This is a genomic window from Pseudomonas sp. F-14 TE3623, assembly GCF_053629015.1.
Window position 1 is genome coordinate 5001517 of the sequence record NZ_JBRJHM010000001.1, and the last position, 16658, is coordinate 5018174.

Consider the following 16658-nt stretch of genomic DNA (forward strand, 5'->3'; position numbering starts at 1 on the left):
ATCAGGGTTTGAGGACGATCGCTCCGCGAGATTGGCCGCCTTCCAGATCGGCATGAGCTTTGGCCACATCGGCCAATGCATAGCGGCCCCAGATACCGGGCTTGATTATGCCCGCCTCGACCGCGGCCAGTACATCCTCGGCCCGTTGTTGGTATTCAGCGATGTCAGTGGAGTGCGCGGCGAGTGAAGGACGGGTCAGGAACAACGAGCCCTTGGCATTGAGCGTGCCCACTTCGACCGCTGTCGGCGCCCCGGAGGATGCCCCGAAAGACACCATCAACCCACGCGGTCGCAAGCAGTCGAGCGACGCTTCGAACGACACCCGCCCGATGGGATCGTAGACCACATCGGCTTTCTTGCCGTGGGTGATCTCCGCCACATCCGCGGCCAGTGTCTGTGCATTGAACACCAGCACCGCATCGCAGCCCAACGCCTTGGCTGTCTCGATACTCTCGGCCCGGGACACAATGCCGATGACAAAGGCTCCCAGGTGTTTGGCCCACGTCGCCATGATCTGCCCGAGGCCGCCCGCTACGCCATACAGAACCAGAGTGGTGCCGGGGCCGACCGGATAAGTCGTCTTCAGCAGGTACTGCGCGGTAATGCCTTTGAACAACACCGCGGCGGCCTCTTCAGCCGTCAACCCATCGGGGATCGGCACCAGCCGCTCGGCCGGAAACAGCCGCGCCCTCGCGTAAGCGCCAACAGGTCCCGTTGCGTAGGCCACCCGATCACCCACCTTGACGTTGTTCACTCCCGCGCCGATGGCGGCAACCCGGCCCGCCCCTTCAAGGCCCAGACCCGACGGCAATGGCAGCGGCACGGCGCCCTTGCGCTGACTCACATCGAGGAAGTTGACGCCAATCGCCTCCTGCTCCAGCCAGACTTCACCCGGCCCCGGCTCACGCGCCGGCACCTGCTCGATGGTCATCACCTCGGGTGCGCCGGTGTGTGCGATACGAACGACAGAAACCATGCCTGACTCCTTCACTTCAGCGCAGCCCATCTGCGCAATGTACGGGAAGTATCGGCACTCGATTTAAAGTGAACAATACAGCTTTACTGCAGTTCATTACTGCACACGGTGCAGCAGTGTGAAACGCGCAGCGTCAGCGCGACAACAAGGGCCAGAACGATCAAGACTACAGCGACGGCAAACGTTATCCGCATCCCGTTGGCGATGACTGCGGGAGATGCCGTGGTGATGTCTGCCGTCGCCGAGGCAAAGGCGAACACCGCGCCCATGACCGAGGCCCCGGTGATCAGTCCGAGATTGCGCGACAGGCTGAGCAGGCCGGCAATCACGCCGCGCTGATCCGGACGGATATCGGTCATGATCGCGGTGTTGTTGGCAGCCTGGAACAACGCATAGCTGGCCGTGATCACCGCGATGGGCGCGAGGTAGCCGAGGATGCCGAAACCCACCGGCATCATGGATAACCCCCCCGTGCCGAGCGTCATTGCGACGAGCCCGACGAGGGTCATGCGCCGAGTGCCAAAACGGTCCACCAGGCGACCGGCCGGCACACCGGTCAGCGCCGCCACCAACGGGCCGACCGACAAGGCAAGTCCGACAAGCGCTGTACCTAGGCCAAGCGCACCCGAAAGATAAAACGGCCCGACCACCAGCGTCGCCATCATCACCGTCGAAACGAGCGTGCTCATGGCCAGGCTTGCGCTCAATCCTGGCTCGCGGAACAGCGCCAATTTAATCAATGGCGAGGCAACCTTGGCCTCGACGATTATGAAAAGCCCAACGCCAACAACAGCCGTCATCAGCAGCGCAATAGTGAGAGGCCCCAGCTCACCCTGGCCGATCGTCATGGCCAGCGCATACGCCCCGAGCGTCAACGCCAGCAGCAACGTGCCTGCCTTGTCGAAACCCACCCGCTGCGATTTCGACCGCTGAAGATCCGCCGGCAAATAGCGATACGCGAGCCAGATATTCAGAACACCCAGCGGCACGTTGATCAGAAAAATCGCCTGCCAACCCGCGCCTGCAATCAACATCCCACCGAGCGACGGTCCCAGCGTGGTGCCGACCGCCGACATCGTGCCGAGCAATCCCATGGCGCTGCCGGTCTGCGCTTTCGGCACCGTCTCACCGACAAACGCCACGGTCAGCGCCAGCATGATCGCCGCCCCGAGCCCCTGCACGGCCCGGGCACCGACCAGCCACCCAAGCGACGGCGCGACACCACACGCCAGCGATGACAGGGTAAAAATGCCGATGCCCGCCAGCAGCAAACGTCGACGGCCGACGAGGTCACCGAGTCGTCCGACGCTGACAATCAGCGTGGTGATCGCCAGCAGATACGCCAGAACAATCCACTGCACTTGCTGGAAGGACGCATCGAATGCCTCGGCCAATATCGGCAAACCCGCGTTGGCGATGCTGGTGTCGAGTGAGGGCATCAACATCGACAGTGAAAGGCTCGCGAGCGCCCAGCGAACCGAGCCTGATTGAGTGATGAGTTTCATGGTTTGGCCACATCTGAAAGGTAGATCAGCAGCGTATTCCCGTGCGTGACAAGGCGGAAGGCGCAGCATTTGCACTTTATAGATGCGCTTGACGCCATGTCACCCGCACGCCGTGCTAACGTTGAGGCATGACGACTCCCGACCTGAATTTGCTGATTACCCTGGATGTGCTGCTCGCCGAAGGCAGCGTCGCACGCGCCGCCCAACGACTGCGCCTGAGCCCGTCGGCCATGAGCCGGGCGCTGGCGCGATTGCGCGAAACGACGGGCGACCCGCTGCTGGTCCGGGCCGGACGCGGGCTGGTGCCGACGCCCCGAGCGCTGGAACTGCGCGAACAGGTCAGTCGATTGGTGCAAGATGCCGGAGCTGTTCTGCGCCCCGCCGAACAGCTCGACCTCAAGCAACTGGTGCGTACATTCACGCTGCGCACCAGTGACGGTTTTGTCGAAAACTTCGGACCGGCGCTGATAGCCCGCGTCAGTGAGGAAGCACCCGGCGTACGCTTGCACTTTGTGCAGAAGCTGAACAAGGACAGCGCCGCGCTTCGCGACGGTTCCGTCGACCTGGAAACCGGCGTGGTCGGCGGCACAACGAGCCCGGAAGTGCGCACCCGTGCGTTGTTCGAAGATCGCTTCATCGGCGTCGTGCGCACAGGGCATCCGCTGAGCCAGGGCGAGGTCACCGCCTCCCGTTATGCCGCTGGCAGGCACATCCTGGTCTCGCGACGCGGGCTCGCTAGAGGGCCGATGGATGAAGCCTTGGAAGGGCTAGGACTGGAGCGCGAGATCACTACTGTTGTCGGCGGCTTTTCGGTTGCGCTGGCGCTGGCTCGCGCCTCGGACCTGATCGCCACCGTGCCTGCGCAACACACCCGAAACCTGCGCGCCGGCCTGCACAGTTTCGCCCTTCCGTTCGACCTGCCGCCGATCACCATTTCGATGCTCTGGCACCCACGCATGGATGCCGACTCTGCACATCGGTGGCTGCGTGAATGTGTTCGAGAGGTTTGTGCGCAGTCCTAGAGTTTCACACCTGACCGCTTCATTTTTTCTGCAGCCCCTTCAACCGCAAACTCGCCCGCTGCACCGCCGCCATTTTTTCCGGGCGCTTCATGCGTTTCCATTTTCTGATGTCGTCCTTAGTGCGGCCACAACTGACACACAGTTCACCGCTCAGCTGGCAAATAGAAACACACGGATTTTCGATATCCTTGGCCACGTTTCAACCCCGCGTCGAGCGCTTGGGCGCCAGGCGTTGCTGCCAGTTGCCGGCATTGGCGCGCTGACATTGTTCTTCAGAATCAAACTGCACATGGGCCGCTACCGGGCTGACGAGAACGTCCGCTTCGCTTAACGCCACGGCCGTCAGTTCGACCATGCGCTCGCCCTGCCCGCTCGCCAGCGCCTGATCCTTGTTGGCCTGCGTATCGAAGACCCAGACCACCCGCAGGCTGGAAGGAAAGACGTCGTAATCGACTTCGTGGGTCAGCCAGCAGAACCCGACTATTTCCGATTTGGCGATTTCACACGCCTCGGTCAGGGTGGCGACCAGGCGACGTTCGATGTGGGCCTGATCGCGTTTGCTTAAAGACATCGGGTAAGGGTCCTTGGGTGGGCGGCGATGGAAGGGGCTCATCATACGATATCGTTCAGTGAATAACGGTGGACCTGAATTTCGGGCTGATCCGAGAGTTGCTGCGTCTGTGCCGCCGTCATCGCGGGCAAGCCACGCTCCCACAGGTTTTGTGTTGGAACATGGTCATGTAAACGATGCATACCTGAGCTGTCGAAGGTTGCGATCTTTTGATCGGCTCCATCCCGACGGCTCAGATAAAAGAAAATACCTATCACCCCCCAATACTCCACCTATTAGCTGACTGCTTTATAGGCGTCTAACCTTATTGGAGCGCTGGCGTGAGCTGGCCGGTTGAGACTTGATAAAAGATACGAATGAGTCAGAAGCGTACTAGGCTTGCCGTGGGCCACCGTGCTGGCAACTCGATTGCTGTTCTCCAGATTTCCCGTGTGACCACGACGATCAATTGATCGAACTGCTGGCCCTGCAGCCTATGTCATTGATTTCGCTCGTCGCTATTGCGCGCCCACCCCGGGCCGGATAGCCGGATGAATACGACCAAAGGTAGCGCACACATGGCAAATGAATCGAAATGCCCGTTCAATCACGCCGCCGCGGGCGGTGGCACGACGAACCGCGATTGGTGGCCGAACCAACTGAACCTGAAGATCCTGCACCAGAATTCGCGGCTGTCCGACCCCACGGATGAGGGCTACAACTACGCCGAAGCGTTCAAAAACCTGGACTTTCAGGCGCTCAAGCAAGACCTGAACGCGCTGATGACCGATTCACAAGACTGGTGGCCGGCAGACTTCGGTCACTATGGGCCGCTGTTTATTCGCATGGCCTGGCATAGCGCCGGCACGTACCGCACCGGTGACGGTCGTGGCGGTGCCGGTTCCGGTCAGCAGCGCTTCGCACCACTCAACAGTTGGCCGGACAACGTCAGCCTCGACAAGGCGCGCCGGCTGCTTTGGCCGATCAAGCAAAAGTATGGTCGCAACATCTCCTGGGCCGACCTGATCGTGCTCACCGGTAACGTCGCGCTGGAATCCATGGGCTTCAAGACCTTCGGCTTTTCCGGCGGTCGGCCAGACGTTTGGGAACCGGATGAGGCCGTCTACTGGGGCTCGGAAAACAAGTGGCTGGGCGGCGACACCCGCTATGAAAAAGACAAAAAGGAACCCATGCAAGAACCCGGCGAAGGCCCACTCGTTGCTGAGCCGGGGGAAAATGAGGACAGCCGTACCGACGGAGGACGCAACCTGGAGAACCCGCTCGCCGCGGTGCAAATGGGCTTGATTTACGTCAACCCGGAAGGCCCGGAAGGCAACCCGGATCCGGTCGCTGCTGCGGTGGACATCCGCGAGACCTTCGGGCGCATGGCGATGAATGACGAAGAAACCGTCGCGCTGATCGCCGGCGGCCACGCCTTTGGCAAGACCCACGGTGCCGGCCCTGCCGACAACGTCGGCGCCGAGCCCGAAGCCGCTGGCCTCGAAGCTCAAGGCTTGGGCTGGAAGAGCACCTTCGGCAGCGGTAAGGGCGGCGACACCATCACCAGCGGCCTGGAAGTGACCTGGACCACCACGCCCACCAAGTGGAGCAACAACTACCTGGAAAACCTGTTCGGTTTCGAGTGGGAACTGACCAAGAGCCCGGCGGGCGCCAACCAGTGGACGGCGAAAGGCGGTGCTGGCGCGGGCATTATTCCGGATGCTCACGACCCGTCGAAGCGGCGTAATCCGACCATGCTGACCACGGACCTGTCCCTGCGATTCGACCCGATTTATGAGCAGATTTCACGGCGCTTCCTGGCGAACCCGGACCAGTTGGCCGACGCATTCGCCCGCGCCTGGTTCAAGCTGCTCCACCGCGACATGGGCCCCCTCTCCCGTTACCTCGGCCCGGAAATGCCGAACGAAGAACTCCTGTGGCAAGACCCCATTCCGGAGGTCGACCATGCCCTGGTCAACGACAGCGACATCGCCGCTCTCAAAGGTAAACTCCAGTCCTGCGGCCTGTCGGTCTCGCAACTGGTATCGACCGCTTGGGCAGCGGCCTCCACCTTCCGTGGCTCCGACAAACGCGGCGGCGCCAACGGCGGACGTCTGCGTCTGGCTCCGCAAAAATTCTGGCAGGCCAACCAACCTGAACAACTGGCGAGCGTACTGGCGAAACTCGAGAGCATCCAGAACGAGTTCAACAGCGGCGGCAAGAAAATCTCGCTGGCAGACCTGATCGTGCTGGCTGGTTGTGCCGGCGTCGAACAAGCAGCGAAAAATGCTGGCCAGACTGTGACGGTACCTTTCACACCGGGCCGGATGGACGCCTCGCAAGAACAAACGGACGTTGAATCCTTCGGGTTCCTCGAACCCGTCGCCGATGGTTTCCGTAACTACCTCAAATCCCGCTACAGCGTACCGGCCGAGGCCTTACTGATCGACAAGGCGCAACTGCTGACACTCACCGCGCCAGAAATGACCGCGCTCATCGGCGGCCTGCGCGTGTTGAACACCAACGTCGGGCAAACCCAGCATGGTGTGTTCACGAAGCAGCCAGAAGCGTTGACCAACGACTTCTTCAAAAACCTGCTCGATATGAGCGTGGAATGGAAACCAGTGTCGGAGGCCAATGAAGAGTTTGAAGGACGCGATCGGAAAACCGGCGACCTTAAATGGACGGGTACGCGTGTCGATCTGGTGTTTGGCTCGAATGCGCAGTTGAGGGCGCTGGCTGAGGTCTATGCCTGCGACGACGCGAAGGAGAAGTTTGTGAAAGACTTCGTTGCGGCTTGGGTCAAGGTGATGAATCTGGATCGGTTTGATTTGAGATGAACTGAGCAATATTGCTGAAAACCCGCAACGCCTCCCTATGTGGAGGCGTTTGGCTTTTTGCTGATCTATCGGCCAGGATAGACACTCAATCGTGGGCTTATTGAATCAGCTGCCGAATTCCCAGAGACAAAATCAAACCGCCGCACAGTCGATCAATAGCTTTTTTTCTCCGTCGATACGCTGAAGCGATCTCAGGTTGCGAAAGAGCGATTGCGACCACTCCATACCAAGTCATCGAAACCACAACTACGACTGCCAGCATCGACAAAAACGTGCCTGGTGCAACGTGGGTGGGGGCTGCGGCTGAGAAAATAGCGGCATAGAAGGCCATGGATTTAGGGTTGCCAATGTTCGTCACAACCCCCTGAATGAATGACTGCCGAAAGTTACCGACGACTGCATTGTTACAGGGGGCAAGCGCGCTCTTCCCGGCCTTGAGCAGCAGTCCGAATCCAAACCACATCAGGTAGGCTGCCCCCAGAACTTTTACGATCAGCGCCGCCCAAGGGAACGCAGCAAATACAACGCCGATACCTGCGATTGCACAGGTGGCCCAGAACAAATTGACCAATACGATGCCTGCTACCAAGGCCAAAGCTTCTGACCGCGTAGCAGCCACCGCTTTGTGAACTACGGCAACGAAATTTGGCCCTGGAATAACGACACCGGCCAGGTAAACCAAAAAGACTGTCAAAACGGCGGGACCATCGATCATCTGCATTCCTTGCGAGTGTTGTGCCCAGGGACAGTCTTTCAGATCAAGGCCGCCCGCGGACTCAACGTACAACGAAATAATAATTCGATACAGGGCTTTTCGGCATGGTTGTATTTTTACGCCAGGAACAGTCATTTTCAGGCTCGGGCCGCGCTTGATCTTCAAAGAAAAAGCCCCACCCACCTAAAAATGGGACGGGGCTTTTTACTGCGCAACTCACTGGAATATGGGCACCCCACCTTCTCCTTACACCGGAGAAATCGTGGCAAGCGCACCAATCAAAATGGTCAACACCAGAAATCCGCCCAGGAAAAATGCCATCTTGCCCATGGGGCCTCCTACGTTATGAGTTTGCGGTGCAGCGGCTACCACAACTGCTGACCGTGCTGTCATTGTGAGCCGCAGGCTGATCCCATTACAGATGCAGATAACCCAAAAAAATACGGATCAGAACGACGCAGCCCCCACCACGAGGAGCTGCCGAAGGCTGCGATCTTTTGATCTTCAGCATCCGTGGCTTTACATCCCGGTAGAGAACTCTGGCGGGTGTTCAATTGCAGGTCGTGTGGTGCGTAAAGCTGCATCGTATTGACAAAGTATCTGCAGAGCCCAGTCGGCACGCGTCCGAATGCGACGATCATTTTCGTCTGCAGGCCTTTCGCTGTTTAACATCGACTCTACGTTTCTAATGACGAGTTGTTCAGGCAAATACATGATCCGGCTATTTTTGTAGCTCGATGCGCGTAATTCAGCAATTGGATATGCCCCGCCAAGTCCTGCCGAAACGCCCACCAAGAGCGCAGGCTTATGTCCAAGTTCGCTGAGCCCTGCGTACAAAAAGAAGTTTTTCAGGGCCGGGCAAGCCATGCCATTCCACTCAGGGCTGATCACGATCAGTGCCGTCGCTTTTTTGAGAATGGATTGCTGGGCATTCCAGACTCTGTCGGTGTCTTCTTCTGGCCAAAGCGGTAGCCGACTGGAAGCCAGGTCTATCAGTTCGCTTGAGTCACACAACTCAAGTTTCTCTAATCGGTCGCGCAGATACCTAGCGACCTTGATTGACTGACTGTTTGATCTGTTCGATCCAGACAGCAGAACAATATGACGACTCATCGCGCCACCTTCTGGTTAGCGTTTACCTTGGGTATGGAACGGCGGGGACGCACGATGGGCCAGAACAATTCTTCTTTCCAGCTTATCGGTGACAAGTGTTCGATTCCGTAGGCTGGCGGGCGCCGACGGGTAATTTTTGCGGTTCCGAACAGGATGTCCCAAAAAAATAACAGGTTGCCGAAATTGCCTTTGTAATGGGTAACGCCATCCTCGGCAGTCAAACCGTGATGCGCAGAGTGAGTGGAGGGTGTGGAGAAGGTTCGCTCCAAAACCCAAACAAGTGGGCGTAACGCGGGGATGCGATAAAGTTTGTCGTCCCATGCAACGCTGCTGTGCGCTGCGAAAATTACAGTCATCTTTACAATCAAATAAACATAATAAATGGGAGCAAGACCGAGATATATCAGCATGCCAGACAGCCAGATCCCGGGCATCAGAAGGTAGTAAAAGCTGTTATTTCGATAAACAATTCGAACACTCATGTAAGGCGCGGAATGATGTGCTCGGTGCAATGCGTAAAGTGCGGGAACCCGGTGAGTCAGGCGATGCCACCAGTATTGGGTCATGTCATCGAGCAGTAAAAACAATACAAATCCTGCAATCCACGGGATTCCAGCCAACGCGTCCTTCATGTCCGGTACAGCCTGACTTAGTATCTTGCCACTTAGCCACATGACTAGAGGGAATGTAACCGCCAGCAGTATGCCGGAGCCGACGACTTCAATGAGTACGTCACGTTTGCCGCCTGACGACTGACGAAACGAGGAACAGGCAAGCTCTAGCAAAATGAAGGCAAGGAAAATCCCGGCCACTATCAACGCAGGGTTATTGGCGAGCATTATTGTATTCATGGCACTCTCGATTTAGGCCCTTGCGGGCAATGCCATGTCATTAGAAACCCAGGAGTCAGCCCTCCCAATGCGCGAAATGGACAGAATTGAGCTAGAACCGGCCAATCGCCCGCCCCAGCGCTTTCATCGAGGCAGGCTGGGCCAAGTGCTGGAGCGCTTTCTTGACAGCCAGGTTGCCCGAAAAAGTACGGATTACAGCCTGATCGAGCTGGATCAGCTGTGGCGCGAGGCGGCGCGCATTGATCCGGCGATCGGGTTAAAACTGTTCGCGCTGTTCACGCCTCAGGACTGGCACGTCCTGGCTTATCTTTGCCTGTATAGCCCCGACGTTTTGTCGTCCATGCAGCTTTGGGCCCGATACGCACCGCTTGCATCGGACACCGACAATGTGAGGTTGGTGAATGACGAAAACGGCGTCGGAATTGAGTTGTGCGTCGATGCGCCAAGAGAGTTGGCGCGGTATGTCATCGAACATTATGGGGTGATGTCCATCGCGCAATTGCGACGTGGAACGGGGCAGGATGTGCAGCCAATTCTGGCAAAATTCATGCATTCGCGTCCGTCGTATTACAAGCAATATGCCCAGTGGTTTGGAGACCGCATCGAGTTTGACTGCCCGGTTAACCGCTTCTATTTCCATGCGCAAAGCTTGAGTCTGCCAATGCAAACCCGTCATCACGGGATGTTGGAGTTATTGACTCAGGAACTGGATCGACGGATTGCCGCGCATCGCAATTTCAACGGTTGGTCAGCCAAGGTTGCCGAAGGTGCGCGACGGTCTCTGGCGAGAGGTGAAACTCCGAATCTGGACGATCTGGCAAAGGCGCTGCACCAGACGCCCAGGACATTACGCAGACGCCTGGAAGAACAAGGCACGACCTTCAGGCAATTACTCGATCAGATTCGGGCGGAACTGGAACTGCATCTTGAGTTGCAAGGCGAGTCGTTGACGGAGATTGCAGCTCAATTGGGCTACAGCGATTTGACTGCCTATCTCCATGCCCGAAGTCGATGGCGTGACCCTAAATAATTGGCATCTGCGAAACCGCTGAAAATCAAAAGATCGATCATTACCGTATCGACTATCCGATCGGCGTAGTCTTCATGTGGGGTAGGAACTTTCCGATTTTTCAAAGGGCCTCTGAGAGGTCTTCGGCCAATATGAACCCTCTGCTAGGCTAGCCGTCAGGGGTTATTTGGTTTTGGAAGGTCATATGAAAATTGTTAAAGGGACATTGTTCGTCATCCTTATCGTTGCCTTGGCCATCGGGGCGTTTAATTTGATATTCGTGGCAGTGTCTAGCTACTTTTGGCCGTTCTACGAGGGTGATGCGGACCAAAGTCGGAACTTTGCAATTTGGCTTTTGGGTAATGTAGGGGTTGGGTTGCTTTCGGTTGTTATGGGTGTTGTTTTGTATCGGCGATATCTGCGCAGGGCACCTGTTTGAATGAACAACTTCGGCACCGATGGTGGTGAGCGACCGGTGCCCCTCGTGCTGTTGCCCACCTGATAGAAAACTAGTTGCCCCGCCCGCCACCAAACGACCATTCATCTGCCGCGGTAGTGGTAATCACCACCATGACGTCCTCAGGGTCGATGCCTGGCGCTCGACTCAGTCTCTCGACCAAGGTGCGATAGAAACGCTGTTTCGTCTCGATGTCTCGAGGGCGACCGGCAGTAATCGCGATCAGCACAAAATCATGGCTGCGCGGACCGCCCAGGTAGCCGGGATCAAATATCAGTTCGCCCACTTCATGTTGGTGAATGACCTGGAACCGGTCGGCCATCGGCACTTCGAAGCTTTCTACCAACGCGTCGTGCAGCCCCTGTGAGAGGGCCTGTAAATACTCGGCCGACTTTCCCCGGTGCAATGAAATACGTGCAAATGGCATAACGGTCTACTCCTGAAAAACCCACTGACAGGAGAAAACTATCAAGTCGCGATAATTCCGAATATCCGATTTAATGGCGACCATAGTCCTGAATGAGTGGATGATTCGATGCGCCGTCCGACCTTCGATCTTGATGTGCTGCGTACTTTCGTGACCGGTGTGGAGTTCAACAGCTTTGCCAAAGCGGCGGATCGGCTCAATCGCTCGACGTCTGCCGTGAGCGCACAACTCAAGAAGCTTGAGGAACAGATAGGCGCGCCAGTGCTGTCCAAATCCGGTCGAGGGCTGGTGTTGACGCCGGTGGGTGAATCCCTGCTCAGCCATGCCCGCCAACTGCTTGAAATGAACGACAGCATTTTCCAGACCCTGCACGAAAGCCAGACCGCCGCAACGGTACGTCTGGGGCTGCAGGAAGACTTTGGCGAACACTTTCTCAGCGACATCCTGCGACGCTACGTCAAGATGTACCCGAAGGTGAGCCTCGAAGTCAGGATCGCGCGTAATACCGAACTGCTTGCATTGATCGACAGCGGTGGCCTGGACCTGGCCCTGACGTGGGACACAGGGCACAAGTCCCCTTATGCCACGCGCCTGGGTGAAACGCAGATGCACTGGATCGGGTCTCGTGACACGCCACCGCTCAACTGCGATATAGATTCTCCCCTGCCCTTGATCATGTTCGACGCCCCTTGTGTGTTGCGCAGCGCGGCAACCCAGTCATTGGATGAGGCGCGGATCCCTTGGCGAATCGCGCTGACCAGCCCCAGCGTTGGTGGAATCTGGGCGGCCGTTGCTGCCGGTTTGGGCCTCACGTTGCGAACCCGCATGGGGCTGCCAGGACATCTCGCTGTCATTGCTGGCCTACCCACGCTGCCGACCCTCGGCTATGTGCTTTATCGTGGAGCAGAACACCTGGCGCCTGCCACCCGACAACTGGCTGCGTTGATACAAACCCGTCTGGAGGAGCAGGCATTCAGTATCACTGCAGGCGCCGGGAAAGGGCTGGACATCGGGCTCGCTAACAGGCGAGCAAAAGCGTAGCTTTTGCGAGTGCAGTGAGCGAAGCGAGCGGTGTTGAGCGCCTTGTTAGGCGTATTCAACGGAATGTTCCATTTAAAAATTTTCTGCCTCGGGCGCACGGAAGGCCTTACTGTAGTAGCCAGACGGGTCGAAACAGCAAACCTGCTTCTTGCCGGATGCAAGCATATCGCAGGCATCACCAATTCGTTTTGCGCGCGTCTTAAGTTGCTTGGCTGAAGTAATCCAGTGTATCCAGTCTACTCGTGCGATGGTCGTCGTATTGTTCCAAACTTTACGAGCCTCAGGAGTGGCTGCCAGTGCCTCCTGAAAATCTGGTGGGATGTCAGGCTCGGGTTCCTTCTTCACAGGGGTTAGCTCTAGTGTAACGATATCCCCAACGGCCGCGCCTGCGGCTTCGTGTAACTCTCTACTTACCTGCAGCCAATGGCTCAGCTGACCATCCGGCTCAAGGGTTGCCTGGAAATGGTGCCCATTGATTGTACCTTCAACTGTCGTCCTTCCTCGTCTCGGAAGCTGTTCACTCGCGTCTCTTGGCAGTACTACGAACGCCCACGACGTATCATTACCAGGCTTTGCCGGACGAAGAAGCTTTGCTTCGAATCGGGATTTCACATCGATTGTTGTCATTGCAACTCCTCCAACTAATACGCCTAACTACTATTTGGCGACATCACTGTCGCGTTTAAACGCGACAGTGATGTCGTATAACGTTCCTTGTCGTCCTGCAAGCCCTTGTCTAGCCTGGAGGAATTGCAGCAAACGCGACATAGCCCAAGGAGAAACGGGACATGGAAGACGCCAAGCTCAGCTGCGGTAAAGATTCAGTGCAGAAGGTCGACGCTAACTATTTGCCACTAGTCTGTCCAGCGGCTGCTATCGGTCGATTAAAAGTCATTGGCTAATCGTTCCGCTTTGCACATCACCGCAAACCCGTTGCCATTGGCAAAACACGCTCTCTAGCGCGAAGCGGTGATCCCTTTGTTCATCCGTGATTTAACGGTATGTTGAAGTCCTCAACTCAAGGACGACCCATGGCCATCCACGCACCCACCCCCACGCAAAAACACTTGGCAGTGTTAATCGACGCCGACAATGCCCCCGCAGCAATTGTTGAAGGTTTATTCGAAGAAATCGCCAAGTACGGTGTCGCCAACGTCAAGCGGATCTATGGCGACTGGACTGGCCCTCAGTTGGGTGGATGGAAAAAGGTGCTACTCGACCATTCGATTCAACCTATCCAACAGTTCGCGTACACCAAAGGTAAGAACGCAACAGACAGTGCCTTGATCATCGACGCAATGGACTTGCTGTACACCCGACGCTTCGACGGTTTCTGCCTGGTTTCGAGCGACAGTGACTTCACCCGCCTCGCTTCGCGGTTACGAGAAGAAGGTTTGACGGTCTACGGGTTTGGTGAAGAAAAAACCCCGAGACCGTTCGTGTCGGCCTGCGACAAGTTCATCTATACCGAATTGCTGCGCGGTGAAGTGCTTGTTACTGCAAGCAATGGACATGGTCGACCCGAACCTGAGCCACCCGCCGAAATCGAGGCCGTCAAAGTCGCCAGTACGCCCGAAGTAAAAAAGCTACCCAAGGCACCAGTAAGTTTCATCGCAAAAATCCTGGATGACATTGCCGACGAGGACGGCTGGGCTCACTTGGGTGCGCTGGGCACCAACATCAGCAAATTGAGACCTGAGTTCGACCCTCGCACCCATGGTTATAAAAAGCTCAGTGAGTTGATCAAGGGATATCCGGATACGTTTGAACTGCAAACTAGAGGAACGTCGGGAGTGGGTGGTTCAATACTCTATGCCCGGCACCGACAGCCAAGCTCGTAGCCCCCGTCACCAGCGACCGCTCTGGCCGATTTCGGCCTGTCATGACTGGCCGAAATCGACCCAAAGCGGGAGATCACCGAGGTCGACGGACCAGGATAATTAAGCGCTTGTCGCGTTCATGTACTTACTGAAATTGTTGATGTGGTCGTCGAGATTATCCTCAAGCATCATCCGGTACTGCTCACAGAAATAGTTCAACATCTCTTCGCGAGCCTGCGCCATCTCCGCGCCGGATTTGAAGCCCCGAGCGCTTACCCAAGCATTGAATCGTGTGGTGCCAAACATCATCGATGCGCTTACTTTGCCAAGGTTTTCGAATTCCCTTAGCTGCTCGTTTGATAGGTTTATATGCGCGTCTGCACGATCGTAGAATGATTTGTCACTGTTATCTGGCATTGCTAGTTACCTTTTTGACCATTTTTAATTATTCCGTAATGGGCATACTTCTTACTTCAGGCAGCTAAAAAGCGGAATGAAGAATACCAAAGGATGATTCTTTTGACCGGTTGCGGCCCGTCACCAAGGGCCGCAATCGACAAAGCAGACGGTGGCGTGTCTACGAAATCAGGGGCGATTCAAAAGGCCCTGCTCTAGAATGCCCCCCGGATGAGCGTGGATTGCTTGTCAAGTATTCACTCAAAGGATGAACACGATGGGCCGCACCAACCATATAGGCTAAGGGTGATCGGCTCATTCGTCATCGACCGCTTTTGGCCTTCCGGTTGTCTGTCCGCAATCCAAGATGTCTTGAAACGCACGGGGCCCCACAATCAGTCCCACGCGGTGGCAACAAGTGTTCCGCTCACCAGCAGGCCAGATGTCTCTCGATCAACCTCGCCACCTCGGCTGCGTGAGTAAAGCCCAGACTGTGATCGGCGCCAGGGAAAACGTGTAGTTCCGCGCGGGGTAACAGTTGAGCAAGGCGCTGGCCGACGCGAACGGGGCTGATCAGATCAGAATCTCCCCAGAGGAGCAGGACTGGCATGCGCAACTCGACCAACCGGAGCGTGAGGTCGGTGCGTTCGTCGAGAAACCACCTCGGCAGTGTCGGGTTGGCGGCAGCAAAATCCGGGCGCCAGTCATGCGCGTCCAGAGCAGACATATCCACCCCGCCAGAGGTGACGGTCAGCGTCAGGTGCGTGATCAGCTCAGGGCGTTCAAGCGCTGCAAGCACAGCGACTATACCGCCCATGGACTGCGCCACCAGCGCTGTGGGCCGGTCGATCTCGGCCAGCACGCGAGTCACCAGATCATCCATGCCGGTCACGCTAGGCAAGGGCGGAGTGTCTCCAAAGCCGGGCCAGCCGATATGGACCTGCTGCGCCGGGTGGGCCAGGCGCTCAGCAACCGGATACCAAAACCGGGTGTTACCTGAGGCTCCGGGCAGAAAGAGGAGTTTGGCGGGGGATGCAATCACAGGTTCGGTCCTTGAAGTTGGGATTGAAGGAGTAAACAGAGGGCAAAATGGATGCCGCAAGGTTTGATGACCACTTCGGAACGAGAGCCGCCGGTAATGAAGGGCCGCTCGCGCCCCAAAGCAGACGGCGGCAACAAGCAGAAATCGGCTAAACGTAGACATTCATTCGTGTAGGCCAAAGACGAAATGAAGCAAGTCAGCACGTCCTGTGCTGACAACCATCTATTCCCTATACGAAATGAACCTACGATTGAATAGATAATGATGCGGTCATCTTCGCGTGACACACCGCCAGAATTTCATCCGCCAGCGCCGAGTCGTCAGGACAGGCGCGCGATAACATGATCGCACCGACCGCGCGCGCCAGCAGGTCGATCATTTTCTCCCTGGCCTCACCCGCTGGCGCATCCGGCCCGGCGGGGTATTTTTCGCCGAGAGTTTGCAGCGTGCGCTCAATGCCCTCAGCGAATGCTGACTTCAAATCGCCGGACTGACGCGCAGCGTCGCCGCACAACGCCGCCATGGTGCAACCCGTGGCGCGCCCGTCGCGATGATCCCTGGACACATACACATCGATGAAATCCTTGATGCTCAGTGCTTCAACGCTGATCAGCGATTGCGCAAGGCTGTTGGCCGAGGCCTCAGCCATCAAGTCGGCCTTCGAACCGAAATGTTTGTAGAAACCGCCATGGGTGAAACCAGCAGCGGCCATCAAGTCGGCCACGCCGACACCGTCAAAACCACGTTCGCGAAACATGACCGAGGCCGTTTCGACGATGTGTTCCCGATTTGCCTGGGCCTGGGCCTTGGTCACTCGCATGTTCGATACCTCGTTACCGCTTGGAAATTCATGGGTTGATGATACATAGATGTTGCCCATAATCAAAATTGTTG

General features: G+C 57.0%; 19 protein-coding genes. 6 read left to right on the forward strand and 13 right to left on the reverse strand.

Features of this window, described 5'->3' with window-relative positions; translation table 11 throughout:
- Position 1: 1 nt before the first annotated feature.
- Together AB7M29_RS23345 and AB7M29_RS23350 are read right to left on the reverse strand one after the other, a co-directional pair.
- The gene (locus AB7M29_RS23345; protein WP_454248085.1) at positions 2-976 is read right to left on the reverse strand and encodes a quinone oxidoreductase family protein; all 975 of its coding nucleotides are present in this window, start codon (positions 974-976) and stop codon (positions 2-4) included.
- 83 nt (positions 977-1059) lie between these two features.
- Positions 1060-2481 (reverse strand): MFS transporter, encoded by a 1422-nt coding sequence (locus tag AB7M29_RS23350; RefSeq protein WP_454248086.1) that lies wholly within the window; start codon positions 2479-2481, stop codon positions 1060-1062.
- Positions 2482-2609: 128 nt separating this feature from the next.
- Here AB7M29_RS23350 and AB7M29_RS23355 point away from each other — a divergent pair, with 128 nt between their 5' ends.
- Positions 2610-3503: a LysR family transcriptional regulator gene (locus AB7M29_RS23355; protein ID WP_454248087.1), complete on the forward strand. Its 894-nt coding sequence runs from the start codon at positions 2610-2612 to the stop codon at positions 3501-3503.
- Positions 3504-3522: 19 nt separating this feature from the next.
- On the opposite strand, the gene AB7M29_RS23360 is transcribed toward AB7M29_RS23355, so the two are convergent.
- The 3 genes from AB7M29_RS23360 to AB7M29_RS23370 are packed head-to-tail and all read right to left on the reverse strand — an operon-like array spanning position 3523 to position 4331.
- Positions 3523-3699: a DUF1289 domain-containing protein gene (locus AB7M29_RS23360; RefSeq protein ID WP_038982653.1), complete on the reverse strand. Its 177-nt coding sequence runs from the start codon at positions 3697-3699 to the stop codon at positions 3523-3525.
- Positions 3700-3702: 3 nt separating this feature from the next.
- Positions 3703-4074, reverse strand: coding sequence for a hypothetical protein (locus tag AB7M29_RS23365; protein ID WP_454248088.1), 372 nt, complete (start codon positions 4072-4074; stop codon positions 3703-3705).
- A gap of 41 nt (positions 4075-4115) precedes the next feature.
- Positions 4116-4331 carry a hypothetical protein gene (locus AB7M29_RS23370; RefSeq protein WP_217858452.1) on the reverse strand — a complete coding sequence of 72 codons (216 nt, stop codon included), beginning with the start codon at positions 4329-4331 and terminating at the stop codon, positions 4116-4118.
- Between the two features lie 273 nt (positions 4332-4604).
- Between AB7M29_RS23370 and katG the strand changes: the two genes are divergently transcribed.
- A complete protein-coding gene (katG, locus tag AB7M29_RS23375) occupies positions 4605-6893 on the forward strand; it encodes a catalase/peroxidase HPI (protein ID WP_454248089.1) in 2289 nt (762 codons plus the stop codon).
- Positions 6894-6990: 97 nt separating this feature from the next.
- On the opposite strand, the gene AB7M29_RS23380 is transcribed toward katG, so the two are convergent.
- The 3 genes from AB7M29_RS23380 to AB7M29_RS23390 form a co-directional block, all read right to left on the reverse strand.
- A complete protein-coding gene (locus AB7M29_RS23380) occupies positions 6991-7608 on the reverse strand; it encodes a LysE family translocator (RefSeq protein ID WP_454248754.1) in 618 nt (205 codons plus the stop codon).
- Between the two features lie 519 nt (positions 7609-8127).
- Positions 8128-8721 carry an NADPH-dependent FMN reductase gene (locus tag AB7M29_RS23385; protein ID WP_454248090.1) on the reverse strand — a complete coding sequence of 198 codons (594 nt, stop codon included), beginning with the start codon at positions 8719-8721 and terminating at the stop codon, positions 8128-8130.
- Positions 8718-9572, reverse strand: a complete 855-nt coding sequence (locus AB7M29_RS23390; RefSeq protein WP_454248091.1) for a sterol desaturase family protein — start codon at positions 9570-9572, stop codon at positions 8718-8720. The genes AB7M29_RS23385 and AB7M29_RS23390 overlap by 4 nt, the downstream gene beginning before the upstream one ends.
- Before the next feature lie 67 nt (positions 9573-9639).
- Between AB7M29_RS23390 and AB7M29_RS23395 the strand changes: the two genes are divergently transcribed.
- Together AB7M29_RS23395 and AB7M29_RS23400 are read left to right on the forward strand one after the other, a co-directional pair.
- The gene (locus AB7M29_RS23395; protein ID WP_454248092.1) at positions 9640-10602 is read left to right on the forward strand and encodes an AraC family transcriptional regulator ligand-binding domain-containing protein; all 963 of its coding nucleotides are present in this window, start codon (positions 9640-9642) and stop codon (positions 10600-10602) included.
- 184 nt (positions 10603-10786) lie between these two features.
- Positions 10787-11020: a hypothetical protein gene (locus AB7M29_RS23400; RefSeq protein WP_454248093.1), complete on the forward strand. Its 234-nt coding sequence runs from the start codon at positions 10787-10789 to the stop codon at positions 11018-11020.
- A gap of 70 nt (positions 11021-11090) precedes the next feature.
- Here AB7M29_RS23400 and AB7M29_RS23405 read toward each other — a convergent pair whose 3' ends face one another.
- Positions 11091-11465 carry a tautomerase family protein gene (locus AB7M29_RS23405; protein WP_217858446.1) on the reverse strand — a complete coding sequence of 125 codons (375 nt, stop codon included), beginning with the start codon at positions 11463-11465 and terminating at the stop codon, positions 11091-11093.
- Between the two features lie 108 nt (positions 11466-11573).
- Between AB7M29_RS23405 and AB7M29_RS23410 the strand changes: the two genes are divergently transcribed.
- Entirely contained in the window at positions 11574-12506 is a 933-nt protein-coding gene (locus tag AB7M29_RS23410; protein WP_217858445.1) for a LysR substrate-binding domain-containing protein, read from the forward strand.
- Between the two features lie 72 nt (positions 12507-12578).
- On the opposite strand, the gene AB7M29_RS23415 is transcribed toward AB7M29_RS23410, so the two are convergent.
- The gene (locus tag AB7M29_RS23415) at positions 12579-13133 is read right to left on the reverse strand and encodes a YdeI/OmpD-associated family protein (RefSeq protein WP_008070764.1); all 555 of its coding nucleotides are present in this window, start codon (positions 13131-13133) and stop codon (positions 12579-12581) included.
- Positions 13134-13537: 404 nt separating this feature from the next.
- Here AB7M29_RS23415 and AB7M29_RS23420 point away from each other — a divergent pair, with 404 nt between their 5' ends.
- Positions 13538-14347 carry an NYN domain-containing protein gene (locus AB7M29_RS23420; RefSeq protein ID WP_123722197.1) on the forward strand — a complete coding sequence of 270 codons (810 nt, stop codon included), beginning with the start codon at positions 13538-13540 and terminating at the stop codon, positions 14345-14347.
- A 99-nt stretch (positions 14348-14446) separates the two neighbouring features.
- On the opposite strand, the gene AB7M29_RS23425 is transcribed toward AB7M29_RS23420, so the two are convergent.
- The 3 genes from AB7M29_RS23425 to AB7M29_RS23435 form a co-directional block, all read right to left on the reverse strand.
- Positions 14447-14743: a DUF3144 domain-containing protein gene (locus tag AB7M29_RS23425; protein WP_217858444.1), complete on the reverse strand. Its 297-nt coding sequence runs from the start codon at positions 14741-14743 to the stop codon at positions 14447-14449.
- Positions 14744-15149: 406 nt separating this feature from the next.
- Positions 15150-15926 carry an alpha/beta fold hydrolase gene (locus AB7M29_RS23430; RefSeq protein WP_454248094.1) on the reverse strand — a complete coding sequence of 259 codons (777 nt, stop codon included), beginning with the start codon at positions 15924-15926 and terminating at the stop codon, positions 15150-15152.
- A gap of 82 nt (positions 15927-16008) precedes the next feature.
- Positions 16009-16584: a TetR/AcrR family transcriptional regulator gene (locus AB7M29_RS23435; RefSeq protein WP_454248095.1), complete on the reverse strand. Its 576-nt coding sequence runs from the start codon at positions 16582-16584 to the stop codon at positions 16009-16011.
- Positions 16585-16658 lie beyond the last annotated feature (74 nt).

What these genes read in the sequence shown, in the direction of transcription:
- AB7M29_RS23345 (WP_454248085.1), bottom strand. Translation starts at nt 976, where the DNA reads ATGGTTTCTGTCGTTCGTATCGCACACACCGGCGCACCCGAGGTGATG.
- AB7M29_RS23350 (WP_454248086.1), bottom strand. Translation starts at nt 2,481, where the DNA reads ATGAAACTCATCACTCAATCAGGCTCGGTTCGCTGGGCGCTCGCGAGC.
- AB7M29_RS23355 (WP_454248087.1), top strand. Translation starts at nt 2,610, where the DNA reads ATGACGACTCCCGACCTGAATTTGCTGATTACCCTGGATGTGCTGCTC.
- AB7M29_RS23365 (WP_454248088.1), bottom strand. Translation starts at nt 4,074, where the DNA reads ATGTCTTTAAGCAAACGCGATCAGGCCCACATCGAACGTCGCCTGGTC.
- katG (WP_454248089.1), top strand. Translation starts at nt 4,605, where the DNA reads ATGAATACGACCAAAGGTAGCGCACACATGGCAAATGAATCGAAATGC.
- AB7M29_RS23380 (WP_454248754.1), bottom strand. Translation starts at nt 7,608, where the DNA reads ATGATCGATGGTCCCGCCGTTTTGACAGTCTTTTTGGTTTACCTGGCC.
- AB7M29_RS23385 (WP_454248090.1), bottom strand. Translation starts at nt 8,721, where the DNA reads ATGAGTCGTCATATTGTTCTGCTGTCTGGATCGAACAGATCAAACAGT.
- AB7M29_RS23390 (WP_454248091.1), bottom strand. Translation starts at nt 9,572, where the DNA reads ATGAATACAATAATGCTCGCCAATAACCCTGCGTTGATAGTGGCCGGG.
- AB7M29_RS23395 (WP_454248092.1), top strand. Translation starts at nt 9,640, where the DNA reads ATGCGCGAAATGGACAGAATTGAGCTAGAACCGGCCAATCGCCCGCCC.
- AB7M29_RS23400 (WP_454248093.1), top strand. Translation starts at nt 10,787, where the DNA reads ATGAAAATTGTTAAAGGGACATTGTTCGTCATCCTTATCGTTGCCTTG.
- AB7M29_RS23405 (WP_217858446.1), bottom strand. Translation starts at nt 11,465, where the DNA reads ATGCCATTTGCACGTATTTCATTGCACCGGGGAAAGTCGGCCGAGTAT.
- AB7M29_RS23410 (WP_217858445.1), top strand. Translation starts at nt 11,574, where the DNA reads ATGCGCCGTCCGACCTTCGATCTTGATGTGCTGCGTACTTTCGTGACC.
- AB7M29_RS23415 (WP_008070764.1), bottom strand. Translation starts at nt 13,133, where the DNA reads ATGACAACAATCGATGTGAAATCCCGATTCGAAGCAAAGCTTCTTCGT.
- AB7M29_RS23420 (WP_123722197.1), top strand. Translation starts at nt 13,538, where the DNA reads ATGGCCATCCACGCACCCACCCCCACGCAAAAACACTTGGCAGTGTTA.
- AB7M29_RS23425 (WP_217858444.1), bottom strand. Translation starts at nt 14,743, where the DNA reads ATGCCAGATAACAGTGACAAATCATTCTACGATCGTGCAGACGCGCAT.
- AB7M29_RS23430 (WP_454248094.1), bottom strand. Translation starts at nt 15,926, where the DNA reads ATGTCTACGTTTAGCCGATTTCTGCTTGTTGCCGCCGTCTGCTTTGGG.
- AB7M29_RS23435 (WP_454248095.1), bottom strand. Translation starts at nt 16,584, where the DNA reads ATGCGAGTGACCAAGGCCCAGGCCCAGGCAAATCGGGAACACATCGTC.